Consider the following 16,808-nt stretch of genomic DNA (forward strand, 5'->3'; position numbering starts at 1 on the left):
GCGAGAATCCGTCGGAACCTGTCACCGACGCCCCTGGGGCGGCCGCGGCCCCGCGCCTACCTTCGAGCGCATGCGCTACATCTCCCCGATCATCATCGGTCTGCTGTACGTCCTGCTCATGTCGCTCGTTCCCGAAGCCCACCGGCGCCGTCTCAACGCGGTCATGGTCGCCGGCGCGGGCGCCGCCTACCTCAGCGGCGGGGGCCTCGGCGGCTGGGAGTTCGCGTTCACCGTGGTGGCCACCTACGTCGCCTACCGGGGCCTGGACTCCTGGACCTTCATCGGTATCGGCTGGCTGCTGCACACCGCCTGGGACATCGTGCACCACCTCAAGGGCCACCCGATCGTCCCGTTCGCCCACGACTCGTCCTTCGGCTGCGCGCTGTGCGATCCGGTGATCGCGCTGTGGTGCTTCCGGGGCGGCCGGGAACCCTGGAAGTGGTTGCGCGGCCGCACGGCACCGATGAGTTTCCGCGAGTCGGCCGGTCACCCCTCCGTACAGGCAGCGCGAACTCCGAGGAGCAAGCAATGACCGACACCATCCTCGACCTGGGTCCCCAGACCCGGATCGTGGCGCGGCTGGCCGAGACCGTGACCGACGACCAGCTGTCGGGCCCCACGCCGTGTCCGGACCTGGCGGTACGCCATCTGCTGGGCCACCTGCTGGGACTGTCCGTCGCCTTCCGCGACGCCGCCCGCAAGGACCTCGGCAGGACGACCGACACCCAGCCGAACGTCGTCGTCCCGGACATCGGTCCCGGCTGGCGCGAGGAACTGCCCAAGGCGCTGGACGAACTCGCCGACGCCTGGCGCGACCCGGCCGCCTGGACGGGCATGACCCGTGCGGGCGGGGTCGACCTGCCCGGCGCGATCGCGGGCACGATCGTCGCCGACGAACTGGTGATCCACGGCTGGGACCTGGCCCGCGCCACCGGCCTCTCCTACGACCCCGACCCCGCCGCCCTCGACTCGGCCCACGTCTTCCTTCTGGCCGCGGTCGACGCACCGAACCGGGGCAACGGCCTCTTCGGTCCGGTCGTGCCGGTCCCCGACGCCGAGCCGCTGCTGGACCGGGCGGTGGGACTGAGCGGGCGGGATCCCGGGTGGCGGCCGTAGGACCACCGATCCGGACGGGGAGCGGGGGACGGCATGGCGGGCCGGTCGTGGGACTGCGGCTGTTCGACGCGGGGCGCGGCGCGCAGGATGTCGTGACCGGCCTCCTCCCCTGGCTGGAGACCCTCTGCGACCCCGTCCGGACCGGGCACGACGCAAGCGCCGACTTCTGGATCACGGACGCACGCCCGCTCGGACCGGTCCGGGCGGGCGCCGACGGGACCGGAAGTTTCACCCTGGAAGTGGACGCCCGGATCCCCGCCGACGACGAGGACCACTCGGCCTTCCCGCATCCACCGGTGCCCGGGCTCGTCGTCCTCGCCGGCTTCTCGGCGCGGCGAACCACCGCGTCCCGGGGCACCTCGCCCTCACCCTCACCCTCGCCCGGCGCCCCGGCGCGCCGGCCGGCTTCGAGGGCATGCTCTTCGAGGGGCCCTCGTCCTTCCCGGGCCTGCTGACCGAGGTGTCGTACGACACGGGGGACGGCGAGCGCTGCGCCCGTCATGTGGGCGACGCCGGGTTTCTTGCCGCCTGGCCGGGGCATCCCGGGTTCTGCTTGGCGAAATGAGCCGGAGCCGGTCGCGGGGCGTCGGTACTCTCCCTCCTATGCCGCTCACCCTCACCGTCCTCGGCGCCGCCTCGCCGCATCCGGGCCCGGACCGGCCCTGCTCCGGCTATCTGGTGTCCGGCGGCGGCGCCGAGGTATGGGTGGACGCGGGCCCCGGTACGTTCGCCGCACTGCAGCGGCACACGGATCCCGCCCGGCTCACCGCCATCTGGATCTCGCATCTGCACGCCGACCACAGCGCCGACCTGCTCGCCGCCGCCTACGCCTTCGCCTTCGGCGGGATGACCCCGTCCGCGCCGGTCCCGGTGTACGCGCCCCAGGACTGCGCGCGCCGCCTGGCCGGCTTCTTCGGCCGCCCGGACACCGACTTCCTGAAAGGCGTCTTCGACTTCCGGGACCTGTACGACGGCCATGACGTCCGGCACTGGAACCTCCGCCTGACCGCCCGCGCCGTCGCCCACGACACCGAGGCGTACGGGCTCCGCGCCGAGTGCCAGGGCAGCGTGCTGGCGTACTCGGGAGACAGCGGGCCCTGCCCAGCGCTCACCGAACTCGCCTCCCGCGCCGACCTGTTCCTGTGCGAGGCGGACATCGACGAGCATCGTGGTGGCGAACATCTGCGACAGGTCCATCTGACGCCCGAGGACGCCGGCCGTATCGCCCGGGACGCGCGCGTACGCGAGCTGCTGGTCACCCATGTCGGCCCCACGCTCACCCGCGAGGCGGCCACCGCCCGTGCGGCCGAAGCCGCCGGCCGGCCCACGTACACCGCCGTCGAGGGCGACACCCGCACCGTCTGAGCAACTCGTTCCGGCACCCCCGACTTCTTTTGTCAGAAGCATTGACGAACTACGGGCCCCCTCTTACCTTCAACGCGTCGTACGTCGTACGTCATATATGAGACGCGATATGTGAGATCCGAGAGGGCCGCATGACCTCTGTGCCCACCCCGATCCCGTCCCGCACGCAATATGTGCTGGACGCGATCAAACACCGCATCCTGACCGGGGAGTTGACGCCCGGTCAGTCTCTGGTCGAGACGGAGCTGGCGACGCAGTTCGGGGTGTCCAAGACCCCGGTGCGGGAGGCGCTGAAGACCCTTGCCGGGACCGGACTCGTCGTGATGAGCCAGTACAAGGGCGTCACGGTGCGCATGGTGGACGCGGACATGGCGCGCGAGGTCTACGACGTGCGGCTGCTGCTGGAGCCCGAGGCCCTGCGCCGTGCGGTCAGGCTCGGGGCGTCCCTCGACACCGCCCGCGACGCGCTCACCCGCGCCGACGCGGCCACCGACACCGCCGAACGCTCCCTGGCCAACCGGGAGTTCCACCGCGCCCTCTACCTGCCGTGCGGCAACCCGCTGCTCGTCCGGATGCTGGACGAGGTCCGCGACCAGGCCGCCCTCGTCTCGGCCGTGGCCTGGGCGGCCGACCCCTCCTGGGAGCGGGAGGCCACCGAGCACCGGGAGATCCTGCGGCTCGCGCTGGACGGCGACGCGGACGGCGCCGCGAGCGCCCTGCACTCCCACATCGCGTCGTTCGTACGGGCGGCTTTCCCCGAGCCTCACCCAGAGGAAGGCCAGGAATGAGCAGCGTGGTGTTCGAGACCCAACGGGCGGCCCTGGCCGACGTGGTGGCCATCCCGGTGACCCCCTTCGCCGAGGACGGCTCCGTCGAGCAGGACACCCACCGGGCCCTGCTGCGTCGCCTGCTCGACGGCGGGATCACCACCCTCACCCCGAACGGCAACACCGGCGAGTTCTACGCCCTGACCCCCGAAGAGCGCCGGCTGGTCACCGAGTCGACCGTGGACGAGGCCGGCGACCGCGCCGTGATCCTGGTCGGCGTGGGCCACGATCTGCCCACCGCGATCGCCTCCGCCCGGCACGCCCGCGACCTCGGTGCCCGGATGGTGATGGTCCACCAGCCCGTCCATCCGTACGTCGCGGCCGCCGGCTGGGTCGACTACCACCGCGCCATCGCCGAGTCCGTGCCCGAGCTGGGCGTGATCCCCTACATCCGCAACGACCGGCTGCCCGGCGCCCGCCTCGCCGAACTCGCCGACCACTGCCCGAACGTCATCGGCGTGAAGTACGCCGTCCCGGACGCCGCACGGTTCGCGGCCTTCGCACGCGACGCCGGCCTGGAGCGCTTCGTGTGGGTGGCGGGCCTCGCCGAGCCGTACGCCCCCTCCTACTTCTCCGCGGGCGCCACCGGCTTCACCTCGGGACTCGTGAACGTCGCCCCGGCCGTATCGCTGAACATGAGGGAAGCGCTTCGATCCGGCGACTACCCGGCCGCCATGAAGGTCTGGGAGCAGATCCGCCGCTTCGAGGAACTGCGCGCCGCCCACGGCTCCGCCAACAACGTCACCGTCGTCAAGGAGGCCCTCTCCGCGCTGGGCCTGTGCCGCCGCGACGTCCGACCGCCCAGCAGACCGCTGCCCGAGGGCGAGCGCGCCGAGGTCGCCGCCATCGCCGCCGGATGGTCCGTATGAACGCGCCCCGCAAGCGCCCGGAGGAGCTGAGAAGCCACCAGTGGTACGGCACCGAGGGGCTGCGCTCCTTCAGCCACCGCGCCCGCACCCGCCAGCTCGGCTACCTGCCCGAGGAACACCTGGGCAAGCCGGTCGTCGCGATCCTCAACACCTGGTCCGACATCAACCCCTGCCACGTCCACCTGCGTGATCGTGCGCAGGCCGTGAAGCGTGGGGTGTGGCAGGCCGGCGGCTTCCCCCTGGAGTTCCCGGTCTCCACCCTCAGCGAGACCTTCCAGAAGCCGACCCCGATGCTCTACCGCAATCTGCTCGCGATGGAGACCGAGGAGCTGCTGCGCTCCTACCCGGTCGACGGTGCCGTCCTGATGGGCGGCTGCGACAAGTCCACGCCCGCCCTGCTGATGGGCGCGGCCTCGGTGGACCTGCCGGCCGTGTTCGTACCGGCCGGGCCCATGCTCCCGGGCCACTGGCGGGGCGAGGTCCTCGGCTCCGGCACCGACATGTGGAAGTACTGGGACGACAAGCGGGCCGGACTCATCGGCGACTGCGAGATGGCCGAGCTGGAGGGCGGCCTGGCCCGTTCGCCCGGCCACTGCATGACCATGGGCACGGCGTCCACGCTGACCGCGGCCGCCGAGGCGCTCGGCGTCACCGTGCCGGGCGCGTCCAGCATCCCGGCGGTGGACTCGGGACACGACCGGATGGCCGCCAGGGCGGGCCTGACCGTCGTCGACCTGGTCCACCGGGACCGCAGGCCGAGCGAGATCCTCACCCGCGAGGCCTTCGAGGACGCGGTCACCACCGTTCTCGGCCTCGGCGGCTCCACCAACGCCGTGATCCATCTGATCGCCATGGCGGGCCGGGCCGGGGTGAAACTGACCCTGGACGACTTCGACCGCATCGCCCGCACGGTCCCGGTCCTCGCCGACGTCCGCCCCGGCGGACAGCGGTACCTCATGGAGGACTTCCACTTCGCGGGCGGCCTGCCCGGCTTCCTCTCCCGGATCCCGGACCTGCTCCACCTGGACCGGCCCACGGTGTCCTACGACACCCTGCGCGAGCAGCTGGCAGGCGCGCAGGTGCACAACGACGACGTCATCCGTCCCCGCGGCAACCCGGTCGCGCGCGAGGGCGGGGTCGCGGTGCTGCGCGGCAACCTCTGCCCGGACGGCGCCGTCATCAAGCACATCGCCGCCGAACCCCACCTGCTCGAGCACACCGGCCCCGCCGTCGTCTTCGACGACTACCGGGCCATGCAGCGCACCATCGACGACCCGTCGCTCGGCATCACCGCGGACAGCGTGCTGGTGCTGCGGGGCGCCGGACCCAAGGGCGGCCCGGGCATGCCCGAGTACGGCATGCTCCCGATCCCGGACCGCCTGCTCAGGCAGGGCGTGCGGGACATGGTCCGGATCTCCGACGCCCGCATGAGCGGCACGAGCTACGGCGCCTGCGTGCTGCACGTGGCACCGGAGTCCTGCATCGGCGGCCCGCTGGCGCTGGTGCGCAGCGGCGACCTCATCACCCTGGACGTCGAGGCGCGCACCCTCCATCTCCACGTGGACGACACGGAACTGGAGCGCAGGCGGGCCGAGTGGACACCGCCGCCGGCCCGCTACGAGCGCGGCTTCGGCGCCCTCTACAACGAACAGATCACCCAGGCCGACACCGGCTGCGACTTCGAGTTCCTGGCCCGCCCGGGCAAGGTCCCGGACCCGTACGCCGGCTGAACCCACCCGTTTGGTGAAGCGCTGCTCCCGGCCCGCGACGGCGTTCCTGACGACGGGGAGCACGACGACCGGGGCGACGACGAGCCGACCGGCGGCGCAGTTGCCGATATCGATCGGATAACAGGCCTCGCAGTGGCGGGTGTTATGCGCGTAGATAATCCGTGACCTGGTACATCACTCATCCATCAGATCCGGAGAATCCATGCGGAAGTCCCTCAGGGCGGCTGCCGTCGTCGCGGCCTGCACCGTCGCGGCCGGCGCCCTGTACGCGGCCGGCGCGGCCACCGCCGGTCAGTCGACGGCGAACTCGACCCACGAGCCCTACAACATCGGGCTCCTGGTGAAGGACATCGACACCTACTACGGCACCACCGCCGACAGCAACGGCGTCTACCAGGCGTCCCCGGACAGCCCGTACGCCAAGGACCTGGCGCGCATCGACGCCTCGGCCAAGCGCTATATCGACAAGGCGGCCCGCAAGGCCCACCGCCACGGCGAGAAGCCGGCCGTCGTCTTCGACATCGACGACACGCTGCTGCTCAGCCTCGACTACGAGAAGCGCTACAACTACACGTACAACGGCACCACGTGGGCCGACTACGTGAACAAGGCGGACCGTCCGGCCGTGTTCGGCAGCCCCGAGCTGGTCCGGTACGCCGAGTCCAATGGCGTCGAGGTCTTCTACAACTCCGGTCTCAGCGAGGAGCAGCGCACCGCCGCCGTCGCGAACCTGAAGAAGATCGGCGCCGATGTGAACCTCGACGCCGACCACATGTTCCTCAAGAACAAGGCCAACCCGCCGGCCTACCTGGGCGGCTGCGCCACCCCGGGCACCTGGACCTGCACGACCGTGCAGTACAAGGGCGGCACGCGCAAGCACATCGAGAACGACCTCGGGTACGAGATCATCGCCAACTTCGGCGACCAGTACTCGGACCTGGACGGCGGATACGCCGACCGCACCTACAAGCTGCCCAACCCGACGTACTTCGTGTCCTGACCCTCCGGTCGGTCGTACGTCCTGAGCAGCCGCTCGTACTCGGCCCCCGTCACCGGCATCACCGTGCCGCGGCGGGGGCCGTCCTTCTCCTCGACGGTCCGGACCGGGTGGCCGGACATCGCATGGCGGACCGAACCCCATTCCGTAACACGCCGACAACCTGAAACGGGTGCGACGCGGGAACAATCCAGCCAGCATCCGCACACGCTCATCAGGCGACGAGGAGTGGGACCATGTCCGAGACGCAGAAGGTGGACCGGCGGCCGGACGCCGCGCCACCTGCCGGGAACAGCGTCGACCGGTACTTCAGGATCTCCGAGCGGGGATCCACCTTCGGTCGGGAGATACGGGGCGGCTTCGCCACGTTCTTCACCATGGCCTACATCCTTGTCCTGAATCCGATCATCCTGGGCAGTGCCAAGGACAAGTTCGGTCACTCCCTGGACACCGGCCAACTCGTCACCGCCACCGCGCTGGTGGCCTGTGTGATGACGGTCGTCATGGGCGTCGGCGGCAACCTCCCGCTCGCCATCGCCGCCGGCCTCGGCCTCAACGCCGTCGTCGCCTTCCAGCTCGCCCCGCTGATGAGCTGGTCCGACGCGATGGGCCTGGTCGTCCTCGAAGGCCTCGTGATCTGCCTGCTGGTCCTCACCGGACTCCGGGAAGCGATCATGAACGCGATCCCGCAGCAGCTGAAGCAGGCCATCGGCGTGGGCATCGGCCTGTTCATCGCCTTCATCGGCTTCGTGGACGCCGGGTTCGTCAGCCGCATCCCGGACGCCGCCGGCACCACCGTCCCCGTGCAGCTCGGCGCGGTCGGCCGTCTCACCGGCTGGCCCGTCCTCGTCTTCTGCCTCGGCGTACTGCTGACCATCGCGCTGCTCGCCCGCAAGGTGAAGGGCGCGATCCTCATCAGCATCGTGACGATGACCGTCGTCGCGATCGTCATCGACGCCGTCGCCGACATCAAGAGCTGGGGCCTGACCACCCCGAAGGTCCCCGACAAGCTCGTCGCCGCCCCGGACTTCGGGCTCGTCGGTCACTTCAGCCCGTTCGGCGGCTTCGCCGAGGCGGGGGTGCTCACCGCCGTCCTGCTGGTCTTCACCCTGATCCTCTCGGACTTCTTCGACGCCATGGGCACCATCGTCGGCATCAGCGCCGAGGCCGGACTGCTCGACGACAAGGGGCAGGTGCCCGGCATCGGCCGCGTCCTGTTCATCGACGGCGCCGCAGCCGTCGCAGGCGGTGTCGGCTCCGCCTCCTCCAACACCGCCTACATCGAGTCCGCGGCAGGCGTCGGCGAGGGCGCCCGCACCGGCTTCGCCAACCTGGTCACCGGCGGCCTGTTCGGCCTCGCGCTCTTCCTCACCCCGCTGCTGACCATCGTCCCGCTGCAGGCGGCCGCGCCCGCGCTGATCGCGGTGGGCTTCCTGATGATGACCCATGTCAAGCACATCGACTGGGACAGGTACGAGATCGCCATCCCGGCCTTCCTCACCATCGCCGCGATGCCCTTCACGTACTCGATAACCGATGGGATCGGCGCGGGCTTCCTGTCGTACGTGCTCATCAAGACGGTCCTCGGCAAGGCCAAGGAGGTCAACTGGCTGCTGTGGGGCGTCTCGGCGCTGTTCCTCGTCTACTTCGCCATCGATCCGCTGGAGCAGATCCTCGGAGTGAAGTGAGGCCGAGGGGGCGGTTCCGCCGAACCGCCCCCTTCCCCGTGTCTACTTCAGCGCCGCCTGCATCATCGCCCTGGCCACCGGCGCGGCAAGCCCGTTGCCGCTCACCTCGGAACGCGCCGCGTCCGACTGCTCCACCATGACCGCCACGGCGACCTCCTTGCCGCTGCTGTCGGACTTGCCGTACGAGGTGAACCACGCGTACGGCGTCTTGCTGTTGTTCTCGCCGTGCTGGGCGGTACCGGTCTTGCCGCCCACGGTCACCCCGTCGATCAGCGCGTTCGTACCGGTGCCGTCCTTCACGACCGTCTCCATCGCCGACCGCAACTGCTCGGCCGTGCCGGAGCTGACGATCTGCCGCGTGTCCGCGCTGTCGTCGTAGTCCTTCACCACATCGCCGCCACCGTCGGTGATCTGCGACACCATGTGCGGCGAGACCAGCTTGCCCCCGTTGGCCATGACCGCGGACACCATGGCCATCTGGAGCGGGGTCGCGGTGACGTCGAACTGGCCGATACCGGTCAGGGCGGTGGAGGACCTGTCCATGTCCGACGGGTACACGCTGGCGTAGGCCCGCACCGGCACGTCCTGCTCGTCGTCGTTGAAGCCGAACTTCTCGGCCATGGCCTTCACCTTGTCCTGCCCGAGGTCGACGGCCATCTTGGCGAAGACGTTGTTGCAGGAGTACTGCAGGGCGACGCGGATCGAGGCGTTCTCGCAGGGAGCCGACCGGTTCTCGTTCTCCAGTACCTGACGGGTGCCGGGCAGGGTGTACGGGTCGGGGCTGCGGGTGTGCTGGTTCACGTTCTCGTACAGCCCGTCCTCCAGCGCGGCCGCCGCCACGACCAGCTTGAACGTCGAGCCCGGCGGCAGCGGCTGGCGCAGCGCCCGGTTGGTGAGCGGCTTGTCCTTGTCCGCGTTCAGCCTCTTCCAGGCCGTCCCGGCCGTGTTGGCGTCGGTGAGCTGCGAGGGGTCGTACGACGGGGTCGACACCACCGCGAGGATCCTGCCGGTCTTCGGGTCGATGGCGACGGCCGCGCCCTTGTTGCCGCCGAGCGCGTCGTACGCCGCCTTCTGCACGGCCGGGTCGATCGTCGTGAGTACGTTGCCCGGTTCGGAGCGCTCACCGGTGACCGTGTCCAGCACGCTCTTCAGCTGGGTGTCCGTGCCGTTGAGGAGATCCGCGTAGATGCCCTCCAGCTGGGTCGGGGCGTAGGCCTGTGAGGCGTAGCCCGTCACCGACGCGTACAGCTTGCCGTTCTTGTACGTCCGTTTGTAGGCGAGGTCGCTGCCCTTCGTCCGTGCCGAGCCGGTGATCGAGTTTCCGGCCACGATGATGTTCCCGAGCGGCCGTGAGTACGTCTCGATCACGTTGCGCCGGTTGTCGTTGTCGTCCGCGAGGGCCGTGCCGTCGTAGTACTGCACCCAGGTCGCCCTGACCAGCAGGGCGAGCACGAGCAGCAGCGTGAAGACGGACGCTCGCCTGATCGTCTTGTTCATCCCGCTGGTGATGACGATCGAGACGGGCACATTCGTTCCCGTACGGCCGGTTTTCTCATCGCACGTTCAGGAAACCGGCCTCGTACGCGGCGATCACCGCCTGTGTCCGGTCCCGGGTGCCGGTCTTGGCCAGCACCGCCGCGACGTGCGACTTCACGGTGGCGGGGCCGACGTCCATGCGCCGGGCGATCTCCGCGTTGGTCAGCCCGGCGGCCATGTGCCGCAGCACCTCGCTCTCCCGCCCGGTGAGCCTGCTCACCCACGCCGGGGGTGCGGGCGCCCGGCGGGCGTGCTCGGCCGCGAGGGCCCGTACGGCCGACGGGAACAGCAGGCTGTCGGTGCGCGCGACCAGCCGTACCGCCTGGACGAGCGCATCGGCCTCCGCCCGCTTCAGCAGGAACCCGGCGGCTCCGGCGCGCAGCGCGTCGTACACATAGGAGTCGTTCTCGAAGGTGGTCACGACGACGACCCGGGGCGGCTCGTCGAGGGTGGCGAGGATCTGCTCGGTGGCCCGGATGCCGTCGACCTCCGGCATGCGGACGTCCATGAGGACGACATCGGGGCGCAGCTCCCGGACCACCGACACCGCCTCGGCGCCGGTCGACGCCTCGCCGACCACCTCCAGGCCGGGCTCGGCGGAGAGGATGGCCCGCAGGGCGGTGCGGACCATGCGCTCGTCGTCGGCGAGGACGACCCGGATCGCGGGTCGGGGCAGGCCCGTCTTTTCGTCGGTCACATGGATCCCTTCAGCGGAAGCCGGACGTGCAGGCGCCAGATGTCCCCGGCCGCGCCCGCGTGCGAGCTGCCGCCCAGCAGCCGTACCCGGTCGGCGATGCCGCGCAGGCCGTGGCCGCCGCCGGGGCGGGGAGCGGGGCAGGGACCGAGGGGGTTCTCGACGGTGATCTCCAGATGGCCGCCGGCCGCGGCGATGCGGAGGCCGACCGGTTCGGCTGCGTGCTTGAGGGCGTTGCTCAGGCCCTCCTGCACGATCCGGTACGCCTCCCGGGAGACCAGCGGCGGCAGGTCGTCGGTAGCGGTGTCGACGGTGGCCGTCACGCGCTGCCCGCCCGCCCTGGTCCGGCGCAGCAGCCCGTCCAGGTCGGATGCCAGGGTCGGTGCGGGGGCGGTGCCGGGGGCGTCGCCGTCGCGCAACACACCCAGGGCGGCGTCCAGTTCGCCGACCGTGCGCCGGGTGGTCTCCTCGATGGCGGCCAGCGCCTCGCGGACGAACTCCGGGTCGGTGTCGAGGACGCGGCGGGCCGCGCTCGCCTGGAGCGTGACGGCGCTCAGCGCATGTCCGACGGAGTCGTGCAGCTCGCGGGCGAGCCGGTTGCGGACGGCGAGGTCGGCGGCGCGCGCCTCGGCCGCGGCGAGCCGGTCCGCGGGGGTGGGCCCGAGCAGAGCGGGCGCCCACCGGGCGAGCAGGGCCCCGCAGGCGGCGGCGCAGGCGGCGAGGGCGACCAGCATGGCCAGGCCCACGACCGGGCAGAGCGCCTGCGCCCAGCCGTGGTCGAGGACTTCGGGGAGTCCGAGCCGCGGGTCGCGCAGCCCGGCGAGCAGGGGTATCGCGATCAGCATCACCGCGAACGGCGGTACGGCGAGCGACATCCCGGACACGATCCCGCCGAGCCCCAGATGCAGTGTGAACCAGGCGGCCGCACGCCCCCGTTCGGCCCGCGTCCGGGCCGGGCCGTGGGCGAGTGCGTCCGCGTCGAGGCCGCACAGGGCGCGGGCGGCGCCGGACTCCAGGGGGCGGGTCAGCGGGAAGAGCGAGGTGACGGTGGCGATCGGCAACCCGACCGCGAACGAGCCGAGTTGCAGGGGCAGGGACCCGAACACGTTGTCCACACCGGTGAGCGGCCCCACGATCACCGAGCCGACGAGGACGTAGGGCATGGCGAGCGCGCCGCCCAGGATCAGATGGATCCAGCGGCGGCGGGCCCGCCCTCCGAACAGGAGCCCCCACCCTGCGGTCACCGGGGGTTCCTGGCCGAGCGGTCCGCGAAGTGGTGGGCGGCGACGGTCGCCACGAGCAGGCCGACGATCATCTGGACAGCGTAGGTGAGACTCATCGCCGGTGTCGGGCGGTCGGCGAGGTCGTGGGACGTCACCAGGGCGGCGAGCGACATCCAGCCGCCCCAGCAGGCCACGGCACCCGAGCCGACCCAGATCAGGGCGAGCGGCACGGTGACCGGCAGTGGACGGCCGCGGCGGAAGGCGAGCTGCCAGGCGCCGGTGACGGCGGCGGCCAGGAAGCCGACGTAGACCACCTCCATGAGCCGGCCGCCGCCCGTGTTCCGCCCGGCCGTGAACCCACAGGCCCACAGCAGCCGGAGCGCGGCCGGGATCAGCGCGAGCACGGCCGCCGACGCGGCGGTCAGCCGCTGCGCGGCCGCCGTGGTCTGCGTGGGCAGTTCCCACATCCGCCCCCGCCACAGGTGCCCCCACCGCTCGCGGGCGTATCCGACGAACAGCGCCCCCAGAGCGAGCCCCTGCAGGATGAACCCGCCGTACACGACGGCGAACACCCATCCGTCGAGGAACGGCCGGTCGGCACCGCCCGAGTCACCCCGGTGGACGATCATCTGCAGCGGAAACCCCACCATGATCGGCGCGAGCAGGCCCGTGGCGACCCACATGGGCACCGCGAGCAGCAAGGCCGGCACCCGCAGCCCCCACGGGCGGGTCAGCAACAGCGCCAGCACGATGACGGCCGCGTCCATCAGCACGGTCAGACCGTTGGCGAGAGCCATGGTCACCCGGTGCTCCAGCAACGGACTTCCGTCCGGGACACCGAGCTGACTCCCGGCGATCCAGGCGAGTTTGAGACAGAGGTACGGCAGACAGGCGGCGATGGCCACGAGCCGCAGCAGCGGGCGTCGGCGTGAGGCGGTGACGGTGGTGGCCGCGGCGGTGGCGGTCGAGGAAGTCATGCCTCAACGCTCCCGCGCCCACGGGACGGTGCACTTCCTGCGCACCGACGATCCGTCTCCGCCGCACGGGGGAGCCGCCGTCCTCCTCACAGCCTCCGGGTCGCCAGCGTCAGCCGGTCTCTCGCGTCGAACAGGGCGTCCTTGATCATCTGCTCGTGGGCCGGGGTCAGCCGGGCCACCGGCACCGAGCAGCTGATGGCGTCGCGGGCGGGGGTGCGGTACGGGATCGCCACGCCGAAGCAGCGCAGGCCCAGCGTGTTCTCCTCGCGGTCGACGGCGAAGCCCTGTTCGCGGACCTGGTGCAGCTCCTCGATCAGCTTCTCGCGGTCGGTGAGGGTGTGCTCGGTCAGGGCGGGCAGCGTCTCCGGCAGGAGCTTGCGGACCTGCTCGTCGGTGTGGGTGGCGAGCAGTGCCTTGCCGAGGGACGTGGAGTGGGCGGGCAGACGCCGGCCGACGCGGGTGAAGGGACGCAGGTAGTGCTGCGACTGGCGGGTGGCCAGGTAGACGACGTTCGTGCCGTCGAGACGGGCCAGGTGGATGGTCTCCGTGGTGTCGTCGGAGAGGCGGTCGAGGGTCGGCCGCGCCGCCGCCACCACCTCGTCGCCGTCGATGTAGGACGTGCCGACCAGCAGCGCCCGCACGCCGATGCCGTACCGCGTCCCTGTCGCGTCCGTCTCCACCCAGCCCAGCTCCACGAGCGTGCGCAGCAGCATGTAGAGGCTGGACTTGGGGTAGCCCACGGCCTCCTGGACGGCCGCGAGGGAGTGCATGCCGGGCTTGCCGGCGAAGTACTCGAGCAATTCAACGGTCCGTACCGCGGACTTGACCTGCGCCCCGCCGCCTGTCTCGCCTTCCGACATCACCCTTGACCCCTTCGTTCGACGAGGACCTAGATATATAGTCTCCGAGCAGCGAATTCATCATCAGAGACAGTGTTCAGTATATCGAACGCACCTGATGGTTGACCCAGGAAGTGCGGCCTTACTTGGAGGGACCCGCGGTGGCAGCAGCACCAGTCTGGAGTGTCGACCCGCGCACCGGGAAGCAGCGTGAACAGGTTGCGGTGGAGGCCACAGCCCAGGAGGTGGACGCGGCCGTCAGGGCGGCGCACGCCGCGCGCGGCGCCCTCGCCGACCGCAGCGTCCGCTCCGCCTTCCTCCGCTCGGCCGCCGCCGGCCTGGAAGCGGCCAAGGACGGCCTGATCGAGACCGCCGACGCCGAGTCCGCCCTCGGCCCCGTCCGGCTGACCGGCGAACTCGCCCGTACCGCCTACCAGTTGCGGGCCTTCGCCGACATCGTCGACGAGGGCGCCTTCCTGGACGTCGTCATCGACCACCCGGACGACACCGCCACCCCGCCCATACCGGACCTGCGCCGCTACAAGGTCCCGCTGGGTGTCGTGGCCGTCTACTCCGCCTCCAACTTCCCCTTCGCCTTCTCCGTCGCCGGCGGCGACACCGCGAGCGCGCTGGCCGCGGGCTGCCCGGTGGTCGCCAAGGCCCACCCCGACCACCCGGCCCTGTCCGAGCTGGTCGCCAAGGTGCTGCGCCGGGCCGCGGCCGGGCACGGCATCCCCGAGGGCATCGTCGGCCTCGTGCACGGCTTCGACGCGGGCGTCGAGCTGATCGAGCACCCGCTCGTCGCCGCCGCGGGCTTCACCGGCTCGGTGCGCGGCGGGCGTGCCCTGTTCGACGCGGCCGCCGCACGTGCGGTGCCGATCCCCTTCCACGGCGAGCTGGGTTCACTGAACCCGGTCGTGGTGACCGAGGCCGCCGCGGCCGAGCGGGCGGAGGCGATCGGGACCGGGCTTGCCGGGTCCATGACGCTGGGCGTCGGCCAGTTCTGCGTCAAGCCGGGTCTGGTGCTGGTGCCGTCCGGCGCCGCGGGCGACGGCCTAGTGAAGGCGCTCACGGACGCGGTCAGCGACACCGACGCGGGTGTCCTCCTCGACCACCGCATGCGGGACAACTTCATCGCGGGCGTCGCCGAGCGGGCGCGGCTGCCCGAGGTGGACTCGCCGGTCACACCGGGTGCGGGCGGCGAGCACACGGTCAGTGCGGGGTTCCTCACGGTGGCGGCGGGCCGGCTGGCCGAGCAGGGGGCGTACGACCTGCTGCTGGAGGAGTGCTTCGGGCCGGTCACCGTGGTGGTCCGGTACGAGGACGAGGGCGAGGCGACGGCGGTGCTGTCGCGGCTGCCGGGCAACCTCACGGCGACGGTCCACCTGTCCACGGAGGAGGCCGCAGGTCAGGGCAGGGGCGCGGAGATCCTCGCCGAGCTGACTCCGCTGGCCGGACGCGTGCTGGTGAACGGATGGCCGACGGGCGTGGCCGTGGCGCCGGCCCAGCATCACGGCGGGCCGTACCCGGCGACGACCTCCACCTCCACGTCCGTGGGCGGTACCGCGATCGAGCGGTGGCTGCGGCCCGTCACCTACCAGAACGCGCCGGAGGCCCTGTTGCCGCGGGAGCTCCGGGACGACAACCCGCTGGGGCTTCCCCGCCGGTTCGACGGCAGCCTCGAACGCTGAACCGATCGGCAGGACGGTGGAAAGGGAACCTGGGACACTCTCGCAATGGACGTACGACTTCCCGAACTCCCCTTCCCCCTCCGCACCTACGGGCCCGACGGCGACTGGTCCTACGAGGGGGGCGTGCTCACCGGGTGGGCCGGGCCCCGGCAGGATCGGTTCGTCACGCCCACCGGGGAGGCGCTGGAGCCCGCCACGGACGCGCCCCGGCTGCTCGGGGCGCCCGAAGGCGACTTCCAGCTGCTCGCGCGGGTCACCGTCGGGTTCAACGGGTCCTTCGACGCCGGAGTCCTCTACGTCCACGTCGGCGACCGCGCCTGGGCCAAGCTCTGCCTGGAGTACTCCCCGGACGTGCCCACCGTCTGCACGGTGGTCACCCGGGGACACTCCGACGACGCGAACTCCTTCACCGTGGAGGGGAGTTCCGTGTGGCTGCGGGTCAGCCGGACCGGACGGGCCTTCGCCTTCCACGCCTCCCGGGACGGCGAGCGCTGGACCTTCGTCCGGCTCTTCACCCTCGGTGAGGAGAAGGAGACCGGCGCGGCGCTGGTCGGCTTCATGACCCAGTCGCCGATGGGGGAGGGCTGTGTGGTCACCTACGACCGCATCGCGTTCAGGCCCGGCTGGCCGGACGACCTGCGAGACGGCAGCTGAGGACGCGGCCGCGGACGGGGGCACCTGGTCCGGCGTCACGGAACCGCGGCGGATGCGGTCACGTCCTCCGTTGCATGATCAGTGAACGTGTGAAGGGCACCCTGGTGATCCGTACCGCCGTGCCCGCCGAAGCCGAGGTCATCGCCGATCTGCACTTCCGGGCCCGCTCCACGTACTACCCGGACGGCGTCCCGCAGGCCGACGTCGACTGGTGCGGGGCCTGGCGCGGGTCCATCGAGCGCCCCGACGGGCATGTGCTGTGCGCTGTCGAGCAGGGCCGGATCGTGGGGGTCGCCTCTTTCCGCACCCAGGACGGCGCACCGGCGGACACGGTCAAGCTGTTCCAGTTCCACGTCGACCCCGGCCACTGGCGCTCCGGGATCGGCAGGGCCCTGCACGCGGCCTGTGTCGAGGAATGGCACGCCGACGCCAAGCGCACGGCCGTGCTCGACGTGCACGTGGACAACCGGCGCGCCCAGGCCTTCTACACCCGTCAGGGCTGGATCCCCGACCCGGAGAACCCGCCCGCCGAGGGCGACCACCATCTGTTCCTGCGCTTCCGCGTGCCCGGGGAATGAACGTGGCTGTTTGAACGTTCACGT

16 protein-coding genes and 1 pseudogene are annotated in these 16,808 nt (G+C 71.4%); 12 read left to right on the forward strand and 5 right to left on the reverse strand.

The genetic code is table 11. The annotated features are described in order from the left end of the window. Window positions 1-70: 70 nt before the first annotated feature. The 9 genes and pseudogenes from ACIRU3_RS14620 to ACIRU3_RS14660 all read left to right on the forward strand — a co-directional run bounded on the left by ACIRU3_RS14620 (window position 71) and on the right by ACIRU3_RS14660 (window position 8,592). Window positions 71-532: a DUF6010 family protein gene (locus tag ACIRU3_RS14620; RefSeq protein ID WP_404056022.1), complete on the forward strand. Its 462-nt coding sequence runs from the start codon at window positions 71-73 to the stop codon at window positions 530-532. After that, entirely contained in the window at window positions 529-1,116 is a 588-nt protein-coding gene (locus tag ACIRU3_RS14625) for a TIGR03086 family metal-binding protein (RefSeq protein WP_404056023.1), read from the forward strand. Before ACIRU3_RS14620 ends, ACIRU3_RS14625 begins: the two co-directional genes overlap by 4 nt. A gap of 92 nt (window positions 1,117-1,208) precedes the next feature. Continuing rightward, window positions 1,209-1,681: pseudogene (locus tag ACIRU3_RS14630) on the forward strand (DUF6368 family protein). 38 nt (window positions 1,682-1,719) lie between these two features. Then, entirely contained in the window at window positions 1,720-2,481 is a 762-nt protein-coding gene (locus ACIRU3_RS14635; protein ID WP_404056025.1) for an MBL fold metallo-hydrolase, read from the forward strand. A gap of 131 nt (window positions 2,482-2,612) precedes the next feature. Next, window positions 2,613-3,269, forward strand: coding sequence for a GntR family transcriptional regulator (locus ACIRU3_RS14640; protein ID WP_404056027.1), 657 nt, complete (start codon window positions 2,613-2,615; stop codon window positions 3,267-3,269). Beyond that, window positions 3,266-4,177, forward strand: coding sequence for a dihydrodipicolinate synthase family protein (locus ACIRU3_RS14645; protein ID WP_404056029.1), 912 nt, complete (start codon window positions 3,266-3,268; stop codon window positions 4,175-4,177). Before ACIRU3_RS14640 ends, ACIRU3_RS14645 begins: the two co-directional genes overlap by 4 nt. After that, the gene (gene araD / locus ACIRU3_RS14650; protein ID WP_404056031.1) at window positions 4,174-5,907 is read left to right on the forward strand and encodes an L-arabinonate dehydratase; all 1,734 of its coding nucleotides are present in this window, start codon (window positions 4,174-4,176) and stop codon (window positions 5,905-5,907) included. Before ACIRU3_RS14645 ends, araD begins: the two co-directional genes overlap by 4 nt. Before the next feature lie 202 nt (window positions 5,908-6,109). Then, a complete protein-coding gene (locus ACIRU3_RS14655) occupies window positions 6,110-6,907 on the forward strand; it encodes an HAD family acid phosphatase (protein WP_404056032.1) in 798 nt (265 codons plus the stop codon). A gap of 233 nt (window positions 6,908-7,140) precedes the next feature. Further along, on the forward strand, window positions 7,141-8,592 hold the full coding sequence (locus ACIRU3_RS14660; RefSeq protein WP_404056034.1) for an NCS2 family permease: 1,452 nt from the start codon (window positions 7,141-7,143) through the stop codon (window positions 8,590-8,592). Between the two features lie 42 nt (window positions 8,593-8,634). Here the strand turns inward: ACIRU3_RS14660 and ACIRU3_RS14665 are convergent, their stop codons facing one another. From ACIRU3_RS14665 to ACIRU3_RS14685, 5 genes are all read right to left on the reverse strand, one after another. Continuing rightward, on the reverse strand, window positions 8,635-10,089 hold the full coding sequence (locus ACIRU3_RS14665) for a peptidoglycan D,D-transpeptidase FtsI family protein (protein WP_404056246.1): 1,455 nt from the start codon (window positions 10,087-10,089) through the stop codon (window positions 8,635-8,637). 55 nt (window positions 10,090-10,144) lie between these two features. Then, window positions 10,145-10,804 (reverse strand): response regulator, encoded by a 660-nt coding sequence (locus tag ACIRU3_RS14670; RefSeq protein ID WP_404056248.1) that lies wholly within the window; start codon window positions 10,802-10,804, stop codon window positions 10,145-10,147. 17 nt (window positions 10,805-10,821) lie between these two features. Next, a complete protein-coding gene (locus ACIRU3_RS14675; RefSeq protein WP_404056036.1) occupies window positions 10,822-12,066 on the reverse strand; it encodes a sensor histidine kinase in 1,245 nt (414 codons plus the stop codon). Continuing rightward, window positions 12,063-13,022: a hypothetical protein gene (locus tag ACIRU3_RS14680; protein ID WP_404056038.1), complete on the reverse strand. Its 960-nt coding sequence runs from the start codon at window positions 13,020-13,022 to the stop codon at window positions 12,063-12,065. Before ACIRU3_RS14680 ends, ACIRU3_RS14675 begins: the two co-directional genes overlap by 4 nt. An 86-nt stretch (window positions 13,023-13,108) precedes the next feature. Continuing rightward, window positions 13,109-13,882, reverse strand: coding sequence for an IclR family transcriptional regulator (locus ACIRU3_RS14685; RefSeq protein ID WP_404056040.1), 774 nt, complete (start codon window positions 13,880-13,882; stop codon window positions 13,109-13,111). A gap of 140 nt (window positions 13,883-14,022) precedes the next feature. Between ACIRU3_RS14685 and ACIRU3_RS14690 the strand changes: the two genes are divergently transcribed. From ACIRU3_RS14690 to ACIRU3_RS14700, 3 genes are all read left to right on the forward strand, one after another. Then, on the forward strand, window positions 14,023-15,552 hold the full coding sequence (locus ACIRU3_RS14690) for an aldehyde dehydrogenase (NADP(+)) (protein ID WP_404056041.1): 1,530 nt from the start codon (window positions 14,023-14,025) through the stop codon (window positions 15,550-15,552). Between the two features lie 45 nt (window positions 15,553-15,597). After that, window positions 15,598-16,206, forward strand: coding sequence for a DUF1349 domain-containing protein (locus ACIRU3_RS14695; RefSeq protein ID WP_404056043.1), 609 nt, complete (start codon window positions 15,598-15,600; stop codon window positions 16,204-16,206). 74 nt (window positions 16,207-16,280) lie between these two features. Beyond that, window positions 16,281-16,784, forward strand: coding sequence for a GNAT family N-acetyltransferase (locus ACIRU3_RS14700; RefSeq protein WP_404056045.1), 504 nt, complete (start codon window positions 16,281-16,283; stop codon window positions 16,782-16,784). Window positions 16,785-16,808: the final 24 nt, after the last annotated feature.

The sequence above is a fragment of the Streptomyces sp. NPDC101151 genome (assembly GCF_044768335.1).
Classification (GTDB): domain Bacteria; phylum Actinomycetota; class Actinomycetes; order Streptomycetales; family Streptomycetaceae; genus Streptomyces.

What these genes read in the sequence shown, in the direction of transcription:
- ACIRU3_RS14620 (WP_404056022.1), top strand. Translation starts at nt 71, where the DNA reads ATGCGCTACATCTCCCCGATCATCATCGGTCTGCTGTACGTCCTGCTC.
- ACIRU3_RS14625 (WP_404056023.1), top strand. Translation starts at nt 529, where the DNA reads ATGACCGACACCATCCTCGACCTGGGTCCCCAGACCCGGATCGTGGCG.
- ACIRU3_RS14635 (WP_404056025.1), top strand. Translation starts at nt 1,720, where the DNA reads ATGCCGCTCACCCTCACCGTCCTCGGCGCCGCCTCGCCGCATCCGGGC.
- ACIRU3_RS14640 (WP_404056027.1), top strand. Translation starts at nt 2,613, where the DNA reads ATGACCTCTGTGCCCACCCCGATCCCGTCCCGCACGCAATATGTGCTG.
- ACIRU3_RS14645 (WP_404056029.1), top strand. Translation starts at nt 3,266, where the DNA reads ATGAGCAGCGTGGTGTTCGAGACCCAACGGGCGGCCCTGGCCGACGTG.
- araD (WP_404056031.1), top strand. Translation starts at nt 4,174, where the DNA reads ATGAACGCGCCCCGCAAGCGCCCGGAGGAGCTGAGAAGCCACCAGTGG.
- ACIRU3_RS14655 (WP_404056032.1), top strand. Translation starts at nt 6,110, where the DNA reads ATGCGGAAGTCCCTCAGGGCGGCTGCCGTCGTCGCGGCCTGCACCGTC.
- ACIRU3_RS14660 (WP_404056034.1), top strand. Translation starts at nt 7,141, where the DNA reads ATGTCCGAGACGCAGAAGGTGGACCGGCGGCCGGACGCCGCGCCACCT.
- ACIRU3_RS14665 (WP_404056246.1), bottom strand. Translation starts at nt 10,089, where the DNA reads ATGAACAAGACGATCAGGCGAGCGTCCGTCTTCACGCTGCTGCTCGTG.
- ACIRU3_RS14680 (WP_404056038.1), bottom strand. Translation starts at nt 13,022, where the DNA reads ATGACTTCCTCGACCGCCACCGCCGCGGCCACCACCGTCACCGCCTCA.
- ACIRU3_RS14685 (WP_404056040.1), bottom strand. Translation starts at nt 13,882, where the DNA reads ATGTCGGAAGGCGAGACAGGCGGCGGGGCGCAGGTCAAGTCCGCGGTA.
- ACIRU3_RS14695 (WP_404056043.1), top strand. Translation starts at nt 15,598, where the DNA reads ATGGACGTACGACTTCCCGAACTCCCCTTCCCCCTCCGCACCTACGGG.
- ACIRU3_RS14700 (WP_404056045.1), top strand. Translation starts at nt 16,281, where the DNA reads ATGATCAGTGAACGTGTGAAGGGCACCCTGGTGATCCGTACCGCCGTG.